The 15,279-nt window shown below is 32.5% G+C and carries 17 protein-coding genes and 1 pseudogene; 4 read left to right on the top strand and 14 right to left on the bottom strand.

Features of this window, described 5'->3' with window-relative positions; genetic code table 11:
• Positions 1 to 43: 43 nt before the first annotated feature.
• The 4 genes and pseudogenes from AVL50_RS09465 to AVL50_RS32935 all read left to right on the top strand — a co-directional run.
• Positions 44 to 847, top strand: coding sequence for a DUF695 domain-containing protein (locus AVL50_RS09465; RefSeq protein WP_062616255.1), 804 nt, complete (start codon positions 44 to 46; stop codon positions 845 to 847).
• A 31-nt stretch (positions 848 to 878) separates the two neighbouring features.
• On the top strand, positions 879 to 1,919 hold the full coding sequence (locus AVL50_RS09460; protein WP_062616254.1) for a serine hydrolase: 1,041 nt from the start codon (positions 879 to 881) through the stop codon (positions 1,917 to 1,919).
• A gap of 22 nt (positions 1,920 to 1,941) precedes the next feature.
• The gene (locus AVL50_RS09455) at positions 1,942 to 2,670 is read left to right on the top strand and encodes a hypothetical protein (RefSeq protein WP_062616253.1); all 729 of its coding nucleotides are present in this window, start codon (positions 1,942 to 1,944) and stop codon (positions 2,668 to 2,670) included.
• A gap of 1,204 nt (positions 2,671 to 3,874) precedes the next feature.
• Positions 3,875 to 3,985: pseudogene (locus tag AVL50_RS32935) on the top strand (transposase); the annotation flags it as partial.
• A 55-nt stretch (positions 3,986 to 4,040) separates the two neighbouring features.
• Here AVL50_RS32935 and AVL50_RS09450 read toward each other — a convergent pair.
• The 14 genes from AVL50_RS09450 to AVL50_RS09385 all read right to left on the bottom strand — a co-directional run bounded on the left by AVL50_RS09450 (position 4,041) and on the right by AVL50_RS09385 (position 14,901).
• Positions 4,041 to 4,532, bottom strand: a complete 492-nt coding sequence (locus AVL50_RS09450) for a hypothetical protein (RefSeq protein ID WP_157491236.1) — start codon at positions 4,530 to 4,532, stop codon at positions 4,041 to 4,043.
• Between the two features lie 218 nt (positions 4,533 to 4,750).
• A complete protein-coding gene (locus AVL50_RS09445; protein ID WP_062616251.1) occupies positions 4,751 to 5,728 on the bottom strand; it encodes a toxin-antitoxin system YwqK family antitoxin in 978 nt (325 codons plus the stop codon).
• Between the two features lie 205 nt (positions 5,729 to 5,933).
• Positions 5,934 to 6,467: a hypothetical protein gene (locus AVL50_RS09440; protein ID WP_062616250.1), complete on the bottom strand. Its 534-nt coding sequence runs from the start codon at positions 6,465 to 6,467 to the stop codon at positions 5,934 to 5,936.
• A gap of 49 nt (positions 6,468 to 6,516) precedes the next feature.
• Positions 6,517 to 7,092, bottom strand: a complete 576-nt coding sequence (locus AVL50_RS09435) for a hypothetical protein (RefSeq protein ID WP_062616249.1) — start codon at positions 7,090 to 7,092, stop codon at positions 6,517 to 6,519.
• Positions 7,093 to 7,293: 201 nt separating this feature from the next.
• Entirely contained in the window at positions 7,294 to 7,590 is a 297-nt protein-coding gene (locus AVL50_RS09430; RefSeq protein WP_062616248.1) for a hypothetical protein, read from the bottom strand.
• Positions 7,591 to 7,973: 383 nt separating this feature from the next.
• Entirely contained in the window at positions 7,974 to 8,633 is a 660-nt protein-coding gene (locus AVL50_RS09425; RefSeq protein WP_062616247.1) for a hypothetical protein, read from the bottom strand.
• Between the two features lie 59 nt (positions 8,634 to 8,692).
• Positions 8,693 to 9,202 (bottom strand): hypothetical protein, encoded by a 510-nt coding sequence (locus AVL50_RS09420; protein WP_062616246.1) that lies wholly within the window; start codon positions 9,200 to 9,202, stop codon positions 8,693 to 8,695.
• Positions 9,203 to 9,289: 87 nt separating this feature from the next.
• The gene (locus AVL50_RS09415; RefSeq protein WP_062616245.1) at positions 9,290 to 9,916 is read right to left on the bottom strand and encodes a PH domain-containing protein; all 627 of its coding nucleotides are present in this window, start codon (positions 9,914 to 9,916) and stop codon (positions 9,290 to 9,292) included.
• Positions 9,917 to 10,011: 95 nt separating this feature from the next.
• Positions 10,012 to 10,608, bottom strand: a complete 597-nt coding sequence (locus AVL50_RS09410) for a hypothetical protein (protein ID WP_062616244.1) — start codon at positions 10,606 to 10,608, stop codon at positions 10,012 to 10,014.
• A 384-nt stretch (positions 10,609 to 10,992) separates the two neighbouring features.
• Positions 10,993 to 11,328, bottom strand: coding sequence for a hypothetical protein (locus tag AVL50_RS09405; RefSeq protein WP_062616243.1), 336 nt, complete (start codon positions 11,326 to 11,328; stop codon positions 10,993 to 10,995).
• 359 nt (positions 11,329 to 11,687) lie between these two features.
• Positions 11,688 to 12,608, bottom strand: a complete 921-nt coding sequence (locus AVL50_RS09400; protein WP_062616242.1) for an AraC family transcriptional regulator — start codon at positions 12,606 to 12,608, stop codon at positions 11,688 to 11,690.
• A 10-nt stretch (positions 12,609 to 12,618) separates the two neighbouring features.
• Positions 12,619 to 13,287, bottom strand: a complete 669-nt coding sequence (locus AVL50_RS09395; protein ID WP_062616241.1) for an NAD-dependent epimerase/dehydratase family protein — start codon at positions 13,285 to 13,287, stop codon at positions 12,619 to 12,621.
• Between the two features lie 23 nt (positions 13,288 to 13,310).
• Complete coding sequence (locus tag AVL50_RS09390) at positions 13,311 to 13,919, bottom strand: hypothetical protein (RefSeq protein ID WP_062616240.1); 609 nt, start codon at positions 13,917 to 13,919, stop codon at positions 13,311 to 13,313.
• 13 nt (positions 13,920 to 13,932) lie between these two features.
• Positions 13,933 to 14,901, bottom strand: coding sequence for an SDR family NAD(P)-dependent oxidoreductase (locus tag AVL50_RS09385; protein WP_082795736.1), 969 nt, complete (start codon positions 14,899 to 14,901; stop codon positions 13,933 to 13,935).
• Positions 14,902 to 15,279 lie beyond the last annotated feature (378 nt).

Here is a 15,279-nt window from a genome sequence, read left to right as displayed (position 1 = left end):
GGCATCATTTTAAAAAGCAACTATTACAAACATTACTGCACTTATGAAATTATATCTTATTCCGATATTAATTCTATTACTACCTATCATTTCTTTTGGCCAAACACAGCCTGAAATGTGGGATACCTATTTGGCGTCTTACGAAAATAACATGCCAGGTAGTGTTACTTTAAGGATGGACTTGATAAATTCGGCTCCAATTACTTCAAAACCATTTGTTGTGATAACAGGTCCAAAATATAAAACCGAAAGAGCAGACGGTTTTCCAACTGATTTTGATGTTTTATATAAAATTGAGGATTATATAATTGAAGCACTCAAAAAAGACAGAGATATTATCCCAGCAGGGACTTTCACTCACAATAAAGAGAGATTACAATATATATACATTGGTGATACTGTAGGTGTAAATGCAATTCTAGAAAATGCCTATCGTAAAGTAGCTGAAGGTCAAGACTATTATCTGAATATAAGATTTGATAAAGATTGGGAAGGCTACATTAAATTTTTATACCCCAATAAGTACATTATGAACGATATGACAAACCGTAAAATTGTCATGAGTTTGATACAAGAGGGGGATGATTTATCACAAAAAAGAGAAGTAGACCATTGGTTTTATTTTTCTGAAAAAAAGAACATGCAAACCTGCATAAAGCAGTTAGAGAATAAGGGTTTTACAATAAAGAAAAAAGGAAAGCATAAGAATGGAAATTTCCAATTGATTGTACAGGATGATACGTATGTAAAGATCGATTCAATTAATAAAATCACTTTGGAGTTGATGCAAATTGCCAATGCTTTGGAGGGAAATTACGACGGCTGGGAAACCCAAATGATTAAATAATTCATCAACGTTCTGTTTACTTCAATCTATAATGAAAAACAAAAGAGGAATACTCATCTTAAGGATAATACTTTTTGTAGGAACCGCAATTTCACTCTACTATGTACCTTGGCCAATACTAACCGCATGGATAAAACCTCTTCCTGATACTGTACAAGAGCAGGTTGAAGAAGCAATTCCAATGGGTTTTGATGGTATTATAGTGTATGTAGACCAAAAAGGAAAGGCGCCAGCATTTTATGCAGCAGGGACAAAAAATAAAGCACAAAATATTCCCGCGGATCCACATGCATTGTTTAAAATAGCGAGTGTAAGTAAGCTTTACAATGCATTAGCCATTGCTAAATTGGTAAGAAGCGGTAAACTTTCACTAGACCAAACATTGGCATTTTACCTTCCAGAGTTAAAAGAGAGAATTGAGTATGCGGATAAAATAACTTTACGTCTGATGGTACAGCATAGAAGTGGTATTCCAAACTTCACCAACACAAAAGACTATTGGTTAGATCCCAAGTCTACTTATGAAGAGAATATTGCATTGATTTTGGACCAGCCAGCAAATTTTGCTCCAGGGAAAAGCTACGAATATTGTAATACAAACTATCTGTTGCTGGCCCATATTATGGATGAAGTTTTGGGATATAGTAGTGCCAAATACATCAAAAAAGAAATTCTGGACCCTTTGAATCTAAACAATACCTTTTCCTCAATTAAAGATGTCAATATTGATGATGTAATGAGCGGTTATTATGTTGGATATGAACCTGATTTGAAAACAAATGATATGGGCTCAATGTTGGCTACTGCTGATGATTTAGGCACCTTTATCAGGGCTCTGAATGATGGATCAATATTTAAAGACAGGGAAGAACAAGATATTTATTCTTCCATTTACGTTTATGAACATACAGGCTTAATTCCAGGCTATCAGACCATTGCAAAATATCATAAAGCTATTGATGCAGTGGTCATTCAATTTACAAATACGGTAGATTTTAACGGTTACAATTGGAATTTGTCAGAAGTAGAATATAACCGGGTCATAAAGATCTTAGAAAAAGAACAACAATAACTTAACCTAATCATTACTATTTATGAGCTTAACAGACTTCACTCCAGCACAACTATTGATGCTTACACAACCCAAAAGCATTTCGGGAAAAACACTCCTGAGGTACAGTTTTATTGATCTTGTTTTGAAAGGCATATTGACCATTCATAAAGAAATGAGACTTCCCCATGCCACTAGTTCTGAAGCGAGAGAGTATACTTATGTCACAAGGGGCATCAACTTTGATAAACACGACTACAGCTATCATCAATATTTATTTATCCAAGCCTTTCAAGGTGGGGATTATGAATATCAGTTGCGGGCATTACTACGAAAAGTCCTCAAAGAAGGCGGAAATAGTGACGGTTTCAAATCACAATTGGTTTATAAAGAATTAAGGAAAGCAGGTTATTTCAAAAGATCATTTGGTCTGAATGAATTCAATGTTTTTTTTCTGACTAAAAAAGGGAAAAGGGCAAGGCAGGAAGCTGCCACAACCCTAAAGCAAGGGAATGATTTTTTATGTGATTTAATCAAAAATGACTTAGAAAAAGCCACTCAATACATTTCTGAAATAGGCACTAATATCGTTTTATTGAAGTGTTATAATGATGAGCTTATTAAAGAATTGGAGACTGTTAATCATGGTATGCATCTTATTGATATTAAAATTAATAATTCGATTTTTATTTCATTATCAAATAATTCAGCTACTGAAGCTAACACTCCAATGGACGTTATTTCTGATTTTGATATCGATTTTGGAGAATAATTTATCGTCTTAATCACCCTTTATATAAGGAGAAAAAGCTTCAAACAAAATTGGAGATTGTATGTATTATAATTCTAAAATACAGTGTATGTGTTGTTATGTTAGGTGTAGCTTGCCTTGATGTATCACTTACTCAAAATAACTAGAAGTATTTTTGGCTAAGTACTAAGTCAAAAATAAATCACAGTTAATTCTAATTTATGTTTTGTGAGTACAACGCCAAAAAATGTATTAATAGTGGTTCTATTAAAAGTTTTTGAACGAAGTAATCGCAAAACAATAAATAGTTTAGATAATTTTGAATTTGTATTTAGTGCTAAATAATGAAATGCAGTTGAACGGGTACAGTTGTCTAATCTCTAAATTATGGAATAATGAAAAATAACGGTGAAAGTGTAATTCATTAATAATCAATATAGTACAAGTATTTCATTGAATAGTAAAATTTATAATACAGATTATATTTAATAAAGGTTAATGTCTGAAATTAGTGAAAAGACAAGTTGAATAATCAATGAGCATTGCAGTATATTGTACTCATAATTGAAGAAGCAAGCTTTTCTGTGTTTAAATAAAAAATCATTTTCTATAAATGAACTAGAATCAAAATTATTATGATATGAATTTAATGGCTCAACAATGTACAATGTTGTTGATCTCTGTATTACACATTAACTATACTCTTCCTGCTCAGCTCTTATTAAAGAATTGAGTGATCATCAAATGCTATATGGAATTGTGTTCTGTAATCTGAAAATCCAGCTGAAATTACTCCTATACGAATTAATGTAATTGGGAGATTTTCATTTTATGGAATGAGTATACTGAAACAGTTTTTATAATTGTCAATCCCTAAAAATCAAAAAGATATTATACTAGAACAGACTATTACTCTAACTCATTTAGAACTGAGGATATATCTAATAAAGATGATTGATCAATCAATGAGGTTAGTAATTGATTAACAAATAGTTTATTAAATTCCAACTAAAAGGTATAGCTCGTGCTATGCCTTTTTTTAATATCAATATCTATCAATTGGATGATTATTTATAAATAAGTACTAAGATAAGAATGAAGAAGAAGGAAGCTTGAATGTAGATCATAGACAACTTGTAAAAAGGCGATTGAAAGTTGACTATAATTGAGTTTACAATGTATTTAATACTAAGAGCGTTTTCAGTTATAATCGGAAAAGAGTTGATTGGGATATATATCTTGCGAAAACGAAGGTGCAAACTTTTGGTTGCAGGTGCTTACCGAGCTCAAAAGCCGAGGAGTTGAAGATATTTTAATCGCTTGCATAGATAACCTTTAAATTTTTGGCAGGGTTGCTTCTAAGTTAAAACCTGCCAATTTTCACTGCTAACTCAATGTTTTTTATTTATTACAAAGTATTTATTTCTGTTGTCAACGATTAATCTAAATATTGTAGCATTTACTAAAATTTCCCCACTTTTATCTATCTGATAAACGTACTTATGAGCTACTGAATGATCTAAATATGCTACAGTATCTGTTCTAATTTCGAGCTTGTTGGTCAAAACTACCTTTTCAAGGTTTTTCTGATCAATGACAATTGTGTTATCGTTGATTTTATAAGTGCCATATCTATACTCACTTAGCCCAAGACTCGAATTATTAAATATATAAGAGCCATCCGTTTTAAAGTCGATGCCTGTTCCATTGTAGTCACCATCATAAAATATGCGTACAAGTGTCGGTTTATCAAAAGTGGTATTGATCTGAACATTCCATATTAAAACTATTGAGCCAAAAACTATTGATAAGCCAACGGGTAAAAGCAAAAATATTTTCTTTTCGCTTCGAAAATGTTTGATGTCAGTAAATAGCGACCACATCAAAAAGAGCACTCCAATAATTAAAAAACCACCAAAAGTTATCAAGTCAAAAATAAAAGTCGAGTACTTGAAGTGGTAAGTTATTTTAATTAATATGAGGCCTATTATTAAAGTTCCAATTACTCTAACTATGTACATTCAGTTTTTATTTTAAATGCCTTCAAAAATAAGTTTTAAAAGCGAAGGTATACCTGCCAAAACTTGGAGTAGGGGAGTGTTTAATCAGCACATCCTATTACTTTCACTTCACCATTCTCATATAAATATTTGGTCTCTAAGTCTCCATTTTCATCGTACTTCTCCCATTCATTATGCTTTTTATTATTTATATAAACACCAATTTCATTTACTTCACCATTTCTGTAATATGAAATAAATACACCATTTTTTAAGCCTTTCTCAAAACTCGTTTTACTCTTGATGGAGCCATCCATATAATAATTGATTACTTCTCCATTACCGTTTTTTATTGAGCCTTTATTGAGTTTTTTCTTACGAATTGCGTAAACCTTTTTTGTATTCCAATACAGACCGTTCTTATATTCTTCAATTTTATATAATTCTCCAGTATTGTGATACAGTTTTAAAGTACCGTTGCCATTCCTGATATTTCCAAAGTCAATACTATTACCAAGTGAGTCATAAACACAAAATATAGTCCATGGAAATGTATTTTTCATAATTCCATGCTCTTTGAGTTGCCCATTCTTATAAAACTTGGTATAATAGCCTTCAACTTGATGTGACTGGGTAGAATTAATAGACGTTACTTTTCCATCTTCAGAATAATCTATTAATACACCGTTACCTCTTGTATATATTCCACTAGTTTTGGGCAATTGGTTAGGATAATAATCTACCTGAAATGATGCATTTGATGCCTCAAAATTCAGATTTCTTCTCCAAAGTTTGTTACTCGTAAAAAGAAAATAACTTTTTACATTTCCGTTTTCATAAATAGAAAGTGATTGAATGGTTGAGTCGTTCAATAACGAAATATGATATCCGTTATATTTTCCTTTTGAATAACTAGAAATTGACTTTAACAACCCTTTTTTATATTTACTCCAAACGCCTGTTTTTAAACCTTCTTCATCTAAATTATTTATAGATTGACGAGTGTTTTTGTCATGTTCTTGACCCAAACATACTACTGCATGAGTAAACAATAAAAGATATAATAGAGTGCTTTTCATATTACTTATCTAACATATATTTTCTATGTGGATTGACAAAATCTAATTGTTTTTCTTCAAATAAATCCTCAAGAGCATCCCATCCATTTTGGACTTTATAATTTATAATCTCATAGTAATGAACCAATAACAGTGAATCTCTTTTATGCTCATTAAGAAATGATTACTTGCCGTTTTTTGTTAAACGGCAAGTGAGGATACGTTTTCAGATGGTATATTGTTCCGTTTTCATTCTCAACTCTTCTGATAAGTAGTTTGCTTCTGCATCATCTACGGCAATTCCAAATGAGTATGTTTTAAGGCCGTGATCAAACTTTATTTTGCCTGGTCCTAAACCCCAAAACGTCCATTGATTACTATTAAACATGCCTTTATCTATTTTCTCAAACCTAAAGTTAGTTACTTCCTTTCGTATTAATTTTTTTTTGAGCCCAATTCCGAAGATTGTTTTTCCAAATGTCACTTCTTGTTGGTCAAATTCTAATTTTTCTTCCCCGAAACATCCCCAAAGAAGTAATAAGACTACGATTCCTCCGCCAATTGTCCACCCAATTAACCAAAGCATCAGAAATGCATTATGCTCAAAACTAAAGTTTGTAATTGTACTTCTAAAGCCGGCATACCAAGGGACTACTAACCAGAAGACCCCAAATAATAGAGCAAACCAATTCTTTTTTGAAGGAATTGTAACAGAGTAATTATCTATTGTGTTTTCGATTTTAGCTTTTCCATTTTTCATTTTCTTAGACTTTATAACGGTTAATAAACTATGGTCTCTTTTAGACCTTTTATATTGATTTGATAAATATTTTTTTGATTACAAATTGTGTTTTTCCAACAAAAATATCCTTTATTTTCAGTTTTGTATAATTGTAATATTCAAAGCGCAATTCATACTCTTGATGGGGTTTGAATTTAAGACTATCATCATCAAGTTTTTGATTAATTTCTCTGAAATATCTTCCTATATCAAGTTTATATAGCTGTTTTGATTGATTTGGCTTTACTTTCAAGATTTGAATTCTAGAAGTTGGTTTAACATGCCATCCATCTTCACTCCATATTGAAGCAAAGGGATTCATGGGTGTAATATGCATAGAAAGAGTTCCTCCATCTGTTTCTACTAAATTATTTCCATTTGGGTATACAGAACTAATAAGCTTTACTTTTTTCGATAAGTAAATAGTGCTGTCACTAAGATTTTCAATTTCAAAATATAGATATAAGGGTTTGTGTTCCGTTAAAGTATCTGATTCTGAAATGATATTTAGTTTTACATCATTTGTTATACCTTGACCAAATCCATTTGAAATGATATTGAGTAGGAAAAATTTTAAAATAATAATCTTTAAAAGGTAAATCATGATAATTTTATGAAGGGAAGGTTTGCGAGTGGTTAGACCCAATTTAGTTTCAGTAAATAATATTTTTCTCTTTTTAAATTATTGTTGATATAATGGCTAAACTACGGCCAGCAGATGGAGTGTAGTCACAATTTGCCTGCAAATATTTTTTCACACATGCTGTACAACGTCATGAGCGGTTACGCCAATTGTGATTGGAGTTTAGTCATCCTCCTCAATTTTATTATAAGTATTAAAAATAAGGGAATATCCATATTCAAACACTTCTTTATAGTATTGTTTGTAACAGTCGACCATATCTTCAATTGAATTAATAATGAAATATTCGTCTTCCAATTCTATTTCTTCCCAACCTTCATTTTCAATATAGTGTTTGGTTAAAACAACTGCTCCATCGATTTCTTTATAATTAATAAAACAAGTAACATAGGCTCCTAATACATTTTTATAATATTTAGAGTCTTTTTTTGGTTTTACATGAGCTACTATTTGATACATACATTTAGAATTCAATCCTTTTTTAACGAACCAATTTTACGAATTTTTCAAATTTGCCACTATCCCGTGTCTTACTTCTGACAAGATTGATCCAATTATATTGAAAAATTCAGTATAAGATTTTTGTGAAGTTAAATGTTACACATTTTAAATAAACACCACATTTACATTATTCTAATAATATAAGTACTGTGACAGAAGAAAAGGGATGATTTTAGTTTAATATTTTTTATTCTAATCAAGGCAGATTTGCAGAGCATAGCCTTAGTTACGCGATAAAAATCTAACGAAGAGTAGGATAAAAAAGATAAGATAAAATGTACCTTTACTTTTGTCACAGTACTTAAGTACTAGGACAAAAGAAGACGGACGTTTAAAGTTTTTTATTCTATTTCTTGCCGAATTTCATTACCCCAATAATAAGCATAGTTATCAGCGAAGTTTTCAGCTTTTTGTTTTTTATAATTGAGGCTCCAATAGCGTTGATATATGCTATCAATTTGATGACCTATTTCATGAAGAAGAAGACCTTCTAAATAGTAATTTTTGATCTTTTCTTCTGTCCATTTCAAAACCCATTCTCCATTTGAATGAATTAATTCAGGTTCAAATGCGGAATACCAATTCAGAGTCTTATTTGATGGTTTTTTACTTCCAAATTTCATCTTTAAATCTCTTGGAAAAGGATAAAGTACAATCAAGTCGACTCCACTTCCGCAAATAAAACTACCTTGACAACTGCCTTCTTTTTCGTACTCTTTATTAGTCATTTTACGTAACCAAATATGAGTTAAGTTTTCGGTATGTTCTTTAGGGAGCTTATTCAGAAATTCTTTTATATCATCTATGGTAATTGGAAAGTACAAATCTCGAGACGAGTTATCAACGATAAAAATTGGAGTTTTTTCTCCTTCTGCTGGAGACTGAAAATTATGCTGTTGATTAAAAATATTGTCAGCGAGTTTTGGCCTTTTTCGTCCACCTTTTACATCTCCAAATTTTCGACTCTTCTTCCACGCTGTTTCTTTTCGGGTTTGTTTCATTTATCTTTTTCAATGTTTTTTCTAAACTACGTTTTAATGTAATTTAGGTTAAAATGTACTTAGTTTTTTATTTCGTCAATTGTTAATTCGTTAATGAGTTCATCAATGAAATCAAAGTTCTGACTTGCTACCTTTTCTAAAATTAATTCAGCATTCTTTCGGGTGTAATCAATCCCATTACAGTCTAACGCGGCAGTGATAGACCACGGATTAGACCAAAAAATAAAATTTTTTGTCGTTTTTAGAGTGGCTCCACAACGTGGATAACAACAAGAAAGCTCCATTATTCTGTCTGATTCAAACTTTGCAATTGAATCTGCTATTTCCACAGGGTATATTTCGAATTTAACAAGAGGTGTAATTCTTTTTGAACTGTCCGAGGAGTAGATGTCTTTCTTTCTTATGAGCGTTAACAATCCGATTCTCTCATTATCGAGTGTATCCTTTTCAAATCTAAACTCCCATAAATCCAGAGAATCTGTGTTCTGTTTGAAACGAAACTCAATGTCTTGACAATTGGTTCTATAAACACCAAAAGCTACACCTAGTATTATCAGGTATTTTTTCATAATCGATTAAGTACAATATAATGACTAAACTACGGGCAGTGGACATTTCCACTGATGATCGAAGTTTTCAGTAGATTTTAGCTTGCGTTAACGTTGTGTATAATTGTTATTTATCTTATAACTAGGGTTGGTACTAAATTTTGAATTATTTGAATGTTTAAAATCAAATGAAATCTGTTTCACCATCTGATAAACAGTCAAAACGTCTTTTATAGAATTCCACTCATCATAAAGTTTTGTAGTATTCCCTTCATCATGTTTAGTTCTACCATTGAAAAATCGTATAGTTCCAACATTAAACATTTTCTCTATAAAATTAGCCTTAACTTCTAATTCTAAGATATTATCATAATCTATGGTTTTGAAATCAACAAAAGAGTAGCCTGAACTAAACATTACTCTTTTATTTGTGAAGGCAAATGATGTATTAGAGTAATTAAATATGTTATAGAATATTTGGTATAAACCAAATAGAAACTGAATACCAAAAATTATTAACACATTCCAATGATAGGATTCATAATCTAAATCAAACTTTCCTATGTAATTAATTAATACTATTATTAGGGGTATTAATAAACCTAAGGTTATTTGAAGTATACCAACTGAGATAAATGGTAAGAATACAGGTTTATCTTCCCATAATATTTCTTCATCCTTATCTTTTATTAAATCAAATTTGCTTTTATAGTTTTGTCTTTTCTTTTGATACATTTTTCTATTTGAATTAATTGCTCACGCAAACTAACGTTTAATTATAAATGTGTCTTTGTTAATTTGTATTTCATTTTTAATTATTGGGTTGATATTTAAATGATTTTCTTACTTTTAATAAAATCAAACCCTAAATTTCCTTCTTGTAAAGTTAACTTAATATGTATCGCACCTTTCACCTTTTCTGCATCTTTAGGAGAAAATGATATTGACTTAATAATACCATGGTGATTAATATCTACAGTTGGTGTCCGTTCCACTTGAGTTGCTCCTGCCTTTGAACCTTTTCTTATTATTGTAAATTGTTTTTCAACTAACTTATTTTTAAAGGATAAATAATTTATACCTAATAATGAAAAGGAAAATAAACTGCCAGCACATATGAAATTAATAAATAGCTTATAAAAAAGTGATTTATAAACTTCTGAATTATTGAAAAAATTTGAACTTATATATGCAGAAATCAACCCAAAAAAAGTATATACTATTAAGATTATCTTCACGTCAATAAAAGTGTCTTCATATAAAAATAACGAGAGAATTAAAGGTATAAAACTCAGAAAAAAAGTGGTGTTAATTATTCTACAATTCTTTTTCTTTGTCCTATTTATTTTGGTCTGCTCTTCTTGGTATAATTTACCTATGTATTTCTTATATTTTTTTTCGTATACCCTTGGTACTTTGTTTTTCATCTATCTTATTATTTCTACTCTTCGTCAAACTCTTCTTTGAAAGGAGGGTTGTATTTTACTTGTCCTACGATTTTGAATTCTATTTCTTATTCTTTTGAATAAGTCAAATAGTCCCATAGTTAAATTTGCTTATGGATAATGATTCAGCTAAAAAGCATTTCAAAGAGCTTACCTTTCATCTACTTAATAGCCACAAGCCTTTTATTTTTTTAATTCTTTTGGTGATGCAATAACCTACCAATTTTACCACTAACTTAATGCTTTTTTCAATTTTTGATCTGTTACAACCTAGAATATCAAATTCTATCGTTTTCATGAATTCTATAACATTCCATCCGAGCTACAATTCAATAGAAAATCATATCTTTTTTTTACACTTAGCCTTTAATCATCGCTGAAATTAAAAATAGAGTGAAGGTATTCTAGTAATCGTTTATCTGATAACTCAGTAATCTTATTCACTATCTTTTTGTCAAGCATTCTTCTTACAAACTCAAATGAATATTTTTCAACAATTATAATATGTTCTAATTCATCGTGATAAGGTTGATTATAATAACCTTCCTTTGTTGCTAAAAAAAAGAAAAAGGTCATTATTCCTTCTTCGTTTTGTTTCTTCAAATCAAATTCAACTGAGATAAAGAATTCATCCTTTGGGCTAAATTCTTTTAGGTTTAAACAATCTGAACTTCCAAAACTAAATAATTCAAAGCTATTCATTATTGATTACTTTTGGACTAAACAGTTTTTGATTAATGACTAAACTACGACCAGCGGATGAGTCACCCGGTGGATAGAGATTAACTGATTTTTGTACCCAAAATGGACACGATCTATATTAATCTAAATATAATTCAATCTTCTAGAGGGTGCAAGTTCCTTAGGTGCGGAGGACAATCCCGAAGCATTAGCACATAACAAGGTGGTGAAGTAAGTCAGACAAAAAAATGAATACTCCAAAGAACGAGAGTTCAAAAGGATACCATACCGCGAAGTGAGATTCATGGAAAAGTTGAAGACAAACCTCAAGATGGTAACCCGTAAAACGACACCCATGATAACTTGACTGTGTGCGGGTTTTAATTCAAAGTTCTAAAATCCAGTGGACTCATTCCTGTTTTCTTCTTAAACATCCGAGTAAAGCTTTGCGGGTAATCAAAACCCAGATCGTACGCTATTTCGCTCACTGACTTATTAGAATTGAGTAGTATGTTTTTTGCTCGTCTTATGATGTACCCATCAATGTGCTCTTTTATACCCTTTCCGGTTTCCTTTTTCAGCATGTCGCTCAAATAGTTAGTAGACATATTTAGCTTCTCTCCAAAATAATCTGCGTGTGGGGCTCCCAAATCCGTTATTAAATCAGATGTAAAGTATTGCTTCAGTTCTATGTTAAACTGCGAAACAAAATCGCGGTTAAGGTTCGTTCTCGTAAAGAATTGTCTGTCATAATAGCGCATACAATAGTTTAAAAGTAGTTCCAAATTAGAGAGAATGAGAATTTGACTATGCATATCTAAGTTCTGTGAGTATTCCGTTTTGATTTGCTCAATAACTCCAAATATAAATGCCTCTTCTTTTTTTGATAAATGCAAGGCCTCTGTTACTTCATACGAAAAGTAAGAGTAAGCATCTATCTTATTGCTAAGTGTTGATTTAAGCAATAAATCAGGGTGGAAAAGTAACGTCCAACCTTCCTTGCCTTCAAGTTCTTCTTTTTTGGGTGAAGTGAAAACTTGCCCTGGACTAGCGAAGATCAAAGTACCTTCTTGAAAGTCATAAGAATTTCTACCATAACCAATTGACCCACTGATTTTATCTTTGTACATGATGGCATACATATCAGATGAGAAGCGAATACCGTACATAGAGCCGTCCATATCGGGTTTGCTCATCGCATCCTTTTCGTTGATAAAACTGATTAATGGGTGCTCTGGTGCAGGTAAGTTTAAAATCTCATGGAATTGCGAAATACTTGTTATTCTAAAAATATCATTCATGTCTATCGAATTACTGCTTTTTGTCTAAAGTAGCTAGTTCCACAATGTCTTTTACTTCAAGAATCTTTTTTTCATAGCCATGCAAGGCAGCATTAATCATGGCTACTCCAACTTCCTGCAAACTGCAAATAAGTTTGGGCATTAAAAACCTGAACAAAGGTAAAATAGGGGACATTGCTTTGAGCATAGGGTAGGTGTTTTTTAGACCCTTTATGGGTGTGATGCCACCGGGTCTAAAAGCGTAGACTGCTTTGAAAGGCATTTTCATTAGATCGTTTTCGGTCTTCCCTTTAATACGCGCCCACATCGTTCTACCTTTCTCAGTAGAGTCGGTACCTGCTCCTGACACATAGGTTATAGTCATATTTGTATTAATATTTACTAACGATTTGGCTAAAGCCATGGTCAAATCATAAGTCAAATACCTGAACTTATCTTCTTTCAACCCAACGGATGAAACACCCATACATAAAAATGCAGCATCATATCCATTCAGCTCCTTCTCTATGGAACTGAAATCAGAAAAATCTTTGTGAAGGATTTCCTTCAGTTTAGGGTGGCTCATTCCATAGGATCTTCTATTGATGATTAGGACAGAATCCACTTTCGAATGATTAAGGCATTCGTGCAAAACACCTTCGCCTACCATTCCTGTTGCTCCTGTGATTATTACGTTCATTTTATTTGGGTCTTTAATGGTTGTTATTCTAGTTCACCAATGATTCTTTCCATAATCTCTTTAGGGCCGTCAGGAAGCCATGCATTGATCATCCACTTAGGCCCACTCACCGTACTGCCAAAGGATACTTCAAGCGTTATGTTTGAGCTTGCATCGTCAATCGGAGTTACTGTGATTATCACATCAAAAAGGTGAGATCTGTCAACGCCTCTGTCTTCAATGGCATTCGGAGTTGTAGTTGCTTTGAAAACGACTTTTTCTGAGGTAACCGTTCTAGTAAAGTGCTGTGCACAATCGACATCAGACATTGGCCAAGAATAGTTAAAGTACAAGTAGGTATACCAATCATTTTCTGATATTTTCTTAAACTCTTCACTTTTCTCACAATTTTCCCAAAACTTTTTATGGTTGGCGGAGTTTTTGAAAAATTCATCCGCCTCTTTCAGAGTAAAGTTTCCTTTTGATGTTACTGTATAATCAATCCTGGTAAAGTCTTTTGTTTTTTGAACGCGACTTTTTACAGTTGTTATTCCGTCCTTGGCAGTATGTGTTTCCCAGCCGTCTTGAGCTTGCACGTGTGTAGTCGCAAATGCAAAAGCAATGAGAGCCATAAGTGTTTTGAATGATTTCATCTTTTTTGTGTTTTTAGTCCAATCCTACCATTCCCCTTGTCATCTTAACTAGCTTTCTGGCTGAATCCATATCACTAGCATTTGGGTTGGGGCTTTTCATTGGCCACCCACCTTTCTTGCATTCCTTATCTCTGTACAGCACACTGTGTTGACTGAAGTAGGCACCTGAGTGCTGAGGTGCATCATCGGACAATAAGCAGTGCAATGACGTTTGTGCAGACTCCCATGAGCTGTCACTCATGTTAAACCATTTGGTGAGTGGTTGAACCAGTGAAAATATTGATTTCATTATGACTCCACCGCCACTACCAAAGTTAGAACGAGCCCAACCTGGGTGGATAGAGTAGGTTGTAACACCTGTTCCTTCGAGTCTCTCAGCTAATTCTTTGGCGTATAAAACAACGGCTACTTTGGCCTCTCCGTAGGCGGCAAAATTGTCGTACTTTCTCTTTTTATAGTTTAAATCTTCTAAGTGAACTTTAGGTCTGCTTTTTGGGCTACCAGCATGCACCACAGAAGAAATGATGGCCATCCGTGCGTTTGGTGTAGCTTTTAATGTGTCTAAAAGCAACTCAGTTAACAAGAAATGTCCGAAATAGCTTGCTGACCAGGTATATTCAAAACCGTGTTTGGTGTACTTTGGTTTGTTTTCCATGTTTACCATACCGGCATTGCACATCAATCCATCTAACTGATTGTGTTTTGCTTTAAATTCATTCACGAAATTGCGAACAGAGTCTAAATCAGCTAAGTCACATTTCATGACTTCGCAAGTCCCTTTTACATTCTTGAAGTTCTTGCGTGCTTCTTCACCAGCTTCAGGTCTGCGAACGGCCATTACTACTTGTGCACCTTGTTTTACCAGTTGTTGAGCGGTCTCAAATCCTACACCAGAGTTTGAACCTGTAACTATGTATGTTTTGCCGCTTAGATCTTTTGAAAGAGTGGCTTTATCAGCCCATATCACATTTTTATTTGCCATAACAATTCTGATTTTTGTTAAGACAAATATCTTATGAAGTTAGGAGTTGAGCTTAACCATTTTACAGATGGTCATAACAGTTTTACTGATTGTTCAACTTGCTCACAACGTGATGACTAAACTCGTGGGCTTATGGGAAGCTGTCCCATTTTTCAACTTTCATTATAAACTTGATATGTCTCAAAGATTTACAGTTTTTAAATCTATTAAAATACGAATGGGCCAAATATTATGATCAAATGTTGAGAAATGAGTTATCTCCCCAAAAACCCATAATTTCAATTATGGGTCTACGAAACACCCGTTTTCATTTATCCTAGTACTTATATTTTCATAAAATTGTAATTCAAAATTCTTAGGGTAAGTTGAATCATTTTT

This window comes from Flammeovirga sp. SJP92, assembly GCF_001583495.1.
GTDB lineage: Bacteria > Bacteroidota > Bacteroidia > Cytophagales > Flammeovirgaceae > Flammeovirga.
This window is presented reverse-complemented; position numbering and strand designations above follow the sequence as displayed.

Bases quoted from the DNA above. Each gene is read 5' to 3' on its own strand.
- AVL50_RS09465 (WP_062616255.1), top strand. From the start codon at position 44: ATGAAATTATATCTTATTCCGATATTAATTCTATTACTACCTATCATT.
- AVL50_RS09460 (WP_062616254.1), top strand. From the start codon at position 879: ATGAAAAACAAAAGAGGAATACTCATCTTAAGGATAATACTTTTTGTA.
- AVL50_RS09455 (WP_062616253.1), top strand. From the start codon at position 1,942: ATGAGCTTAACAGACTTCACTCCAGCACAACTATTGATGCTTACACAA.
- AVL50_RS09450 (WP_157491236.1), bottom strand. From the start codon at position 4,532: ATGTGGTCGCTATTTACTGACATCAAACATTTTCGAAGCGAAAAGAAA.
- AVL50_RS09445 (WP_062616251.1), bottom strand. From the start codon at position 5,728: ATGAAAAGCACTCTATTATATCTTTTATTGTTTACTCATGCAGTAGTA.
- AVL50_RS09440 (WP_062616250.1), bottom strand. From the start codon at position 6,467: ATGAAAAATGGAAAAGCTAAAATCGAAAACACAATAGATAATTACTCT.
- AVL50_RS09435 (WP_062616249.1), bottom strand. From the start codon at position 7,092: ATGATTTACCTTTTAAAGATTATTATTTTAAAATTTTTCCTACTCAAT.
- AVL50_RS09430 (WP_062616248.1), bottom strand. From the start codon at position 7,590: ATGTATCAAATAGTAGCTCATGTAAAACCAAAAAAAGACTCTAAATAT.
- AVL50_RS09425 (WP_062616247.1), bottom strand. From the start codon at position 8,633: ATGAAACAAACCCGAAAAGAAACAGCGTGGAAGAAGAGTCGAAAATTT.
- AVL50_RS09420 (WP_062616246.1), bottom strand. From the start codon at position 9,202: ATGAAAAAATACCTGATAATACTAGGTGTAGCTTTTGGTGTTTATAGA.
- AVL50_RS09415 (WP_062616245.1), bottom strand. From the start codon at position 9,916: ATGTATCAAAAGAAAAGACAAAACTATAAAAGCAAATTTGATTTAATA.
- AVL50_RS09410 (WP_062616244.1), bottom strand. From the start codon at position 10,608: ATGAAAAACAAAGTACCAAGGGTATACGAAAAAAAATATAAGAAATAC.
- AVL50_RS09405 (WP_062616243.1), bottom strand. From the start codon at position 11,328: ATGAATAGCTTTGAATTATTTAGTTTTGGAAGTTCAGATTGTTTAAAC.
- AVL50_RS09400 (WP_062616242.1), bottom strand. From the start codon at position 12,608: ATGAATGATATTTTTAGAATAACAAGTATTTCGCAATTCCATGAGATT.
- AVL50_RS09395 (WP_062616241.1), bottom strand. From the start codon at position 13,287: ATGAACGTAATAATCACAGGAGCAACAGGAATGGTAGGCGAAGGTGTT.
- AVL50_RS09390 (WP_062616240.1), bottom strand. From the start codon at position 13,919: ATGAAATCATTCAAAACACTTATGGCTCTCATTGCTTTTGCATTTGCG.
- AVL50_RS09385 (WP_082795736.1), bottom strand. From the start codon at position 14,901: ATGGCAAATAAAAATGTGATATGGGCTGATAAAGCCACTCTTTCAAAA.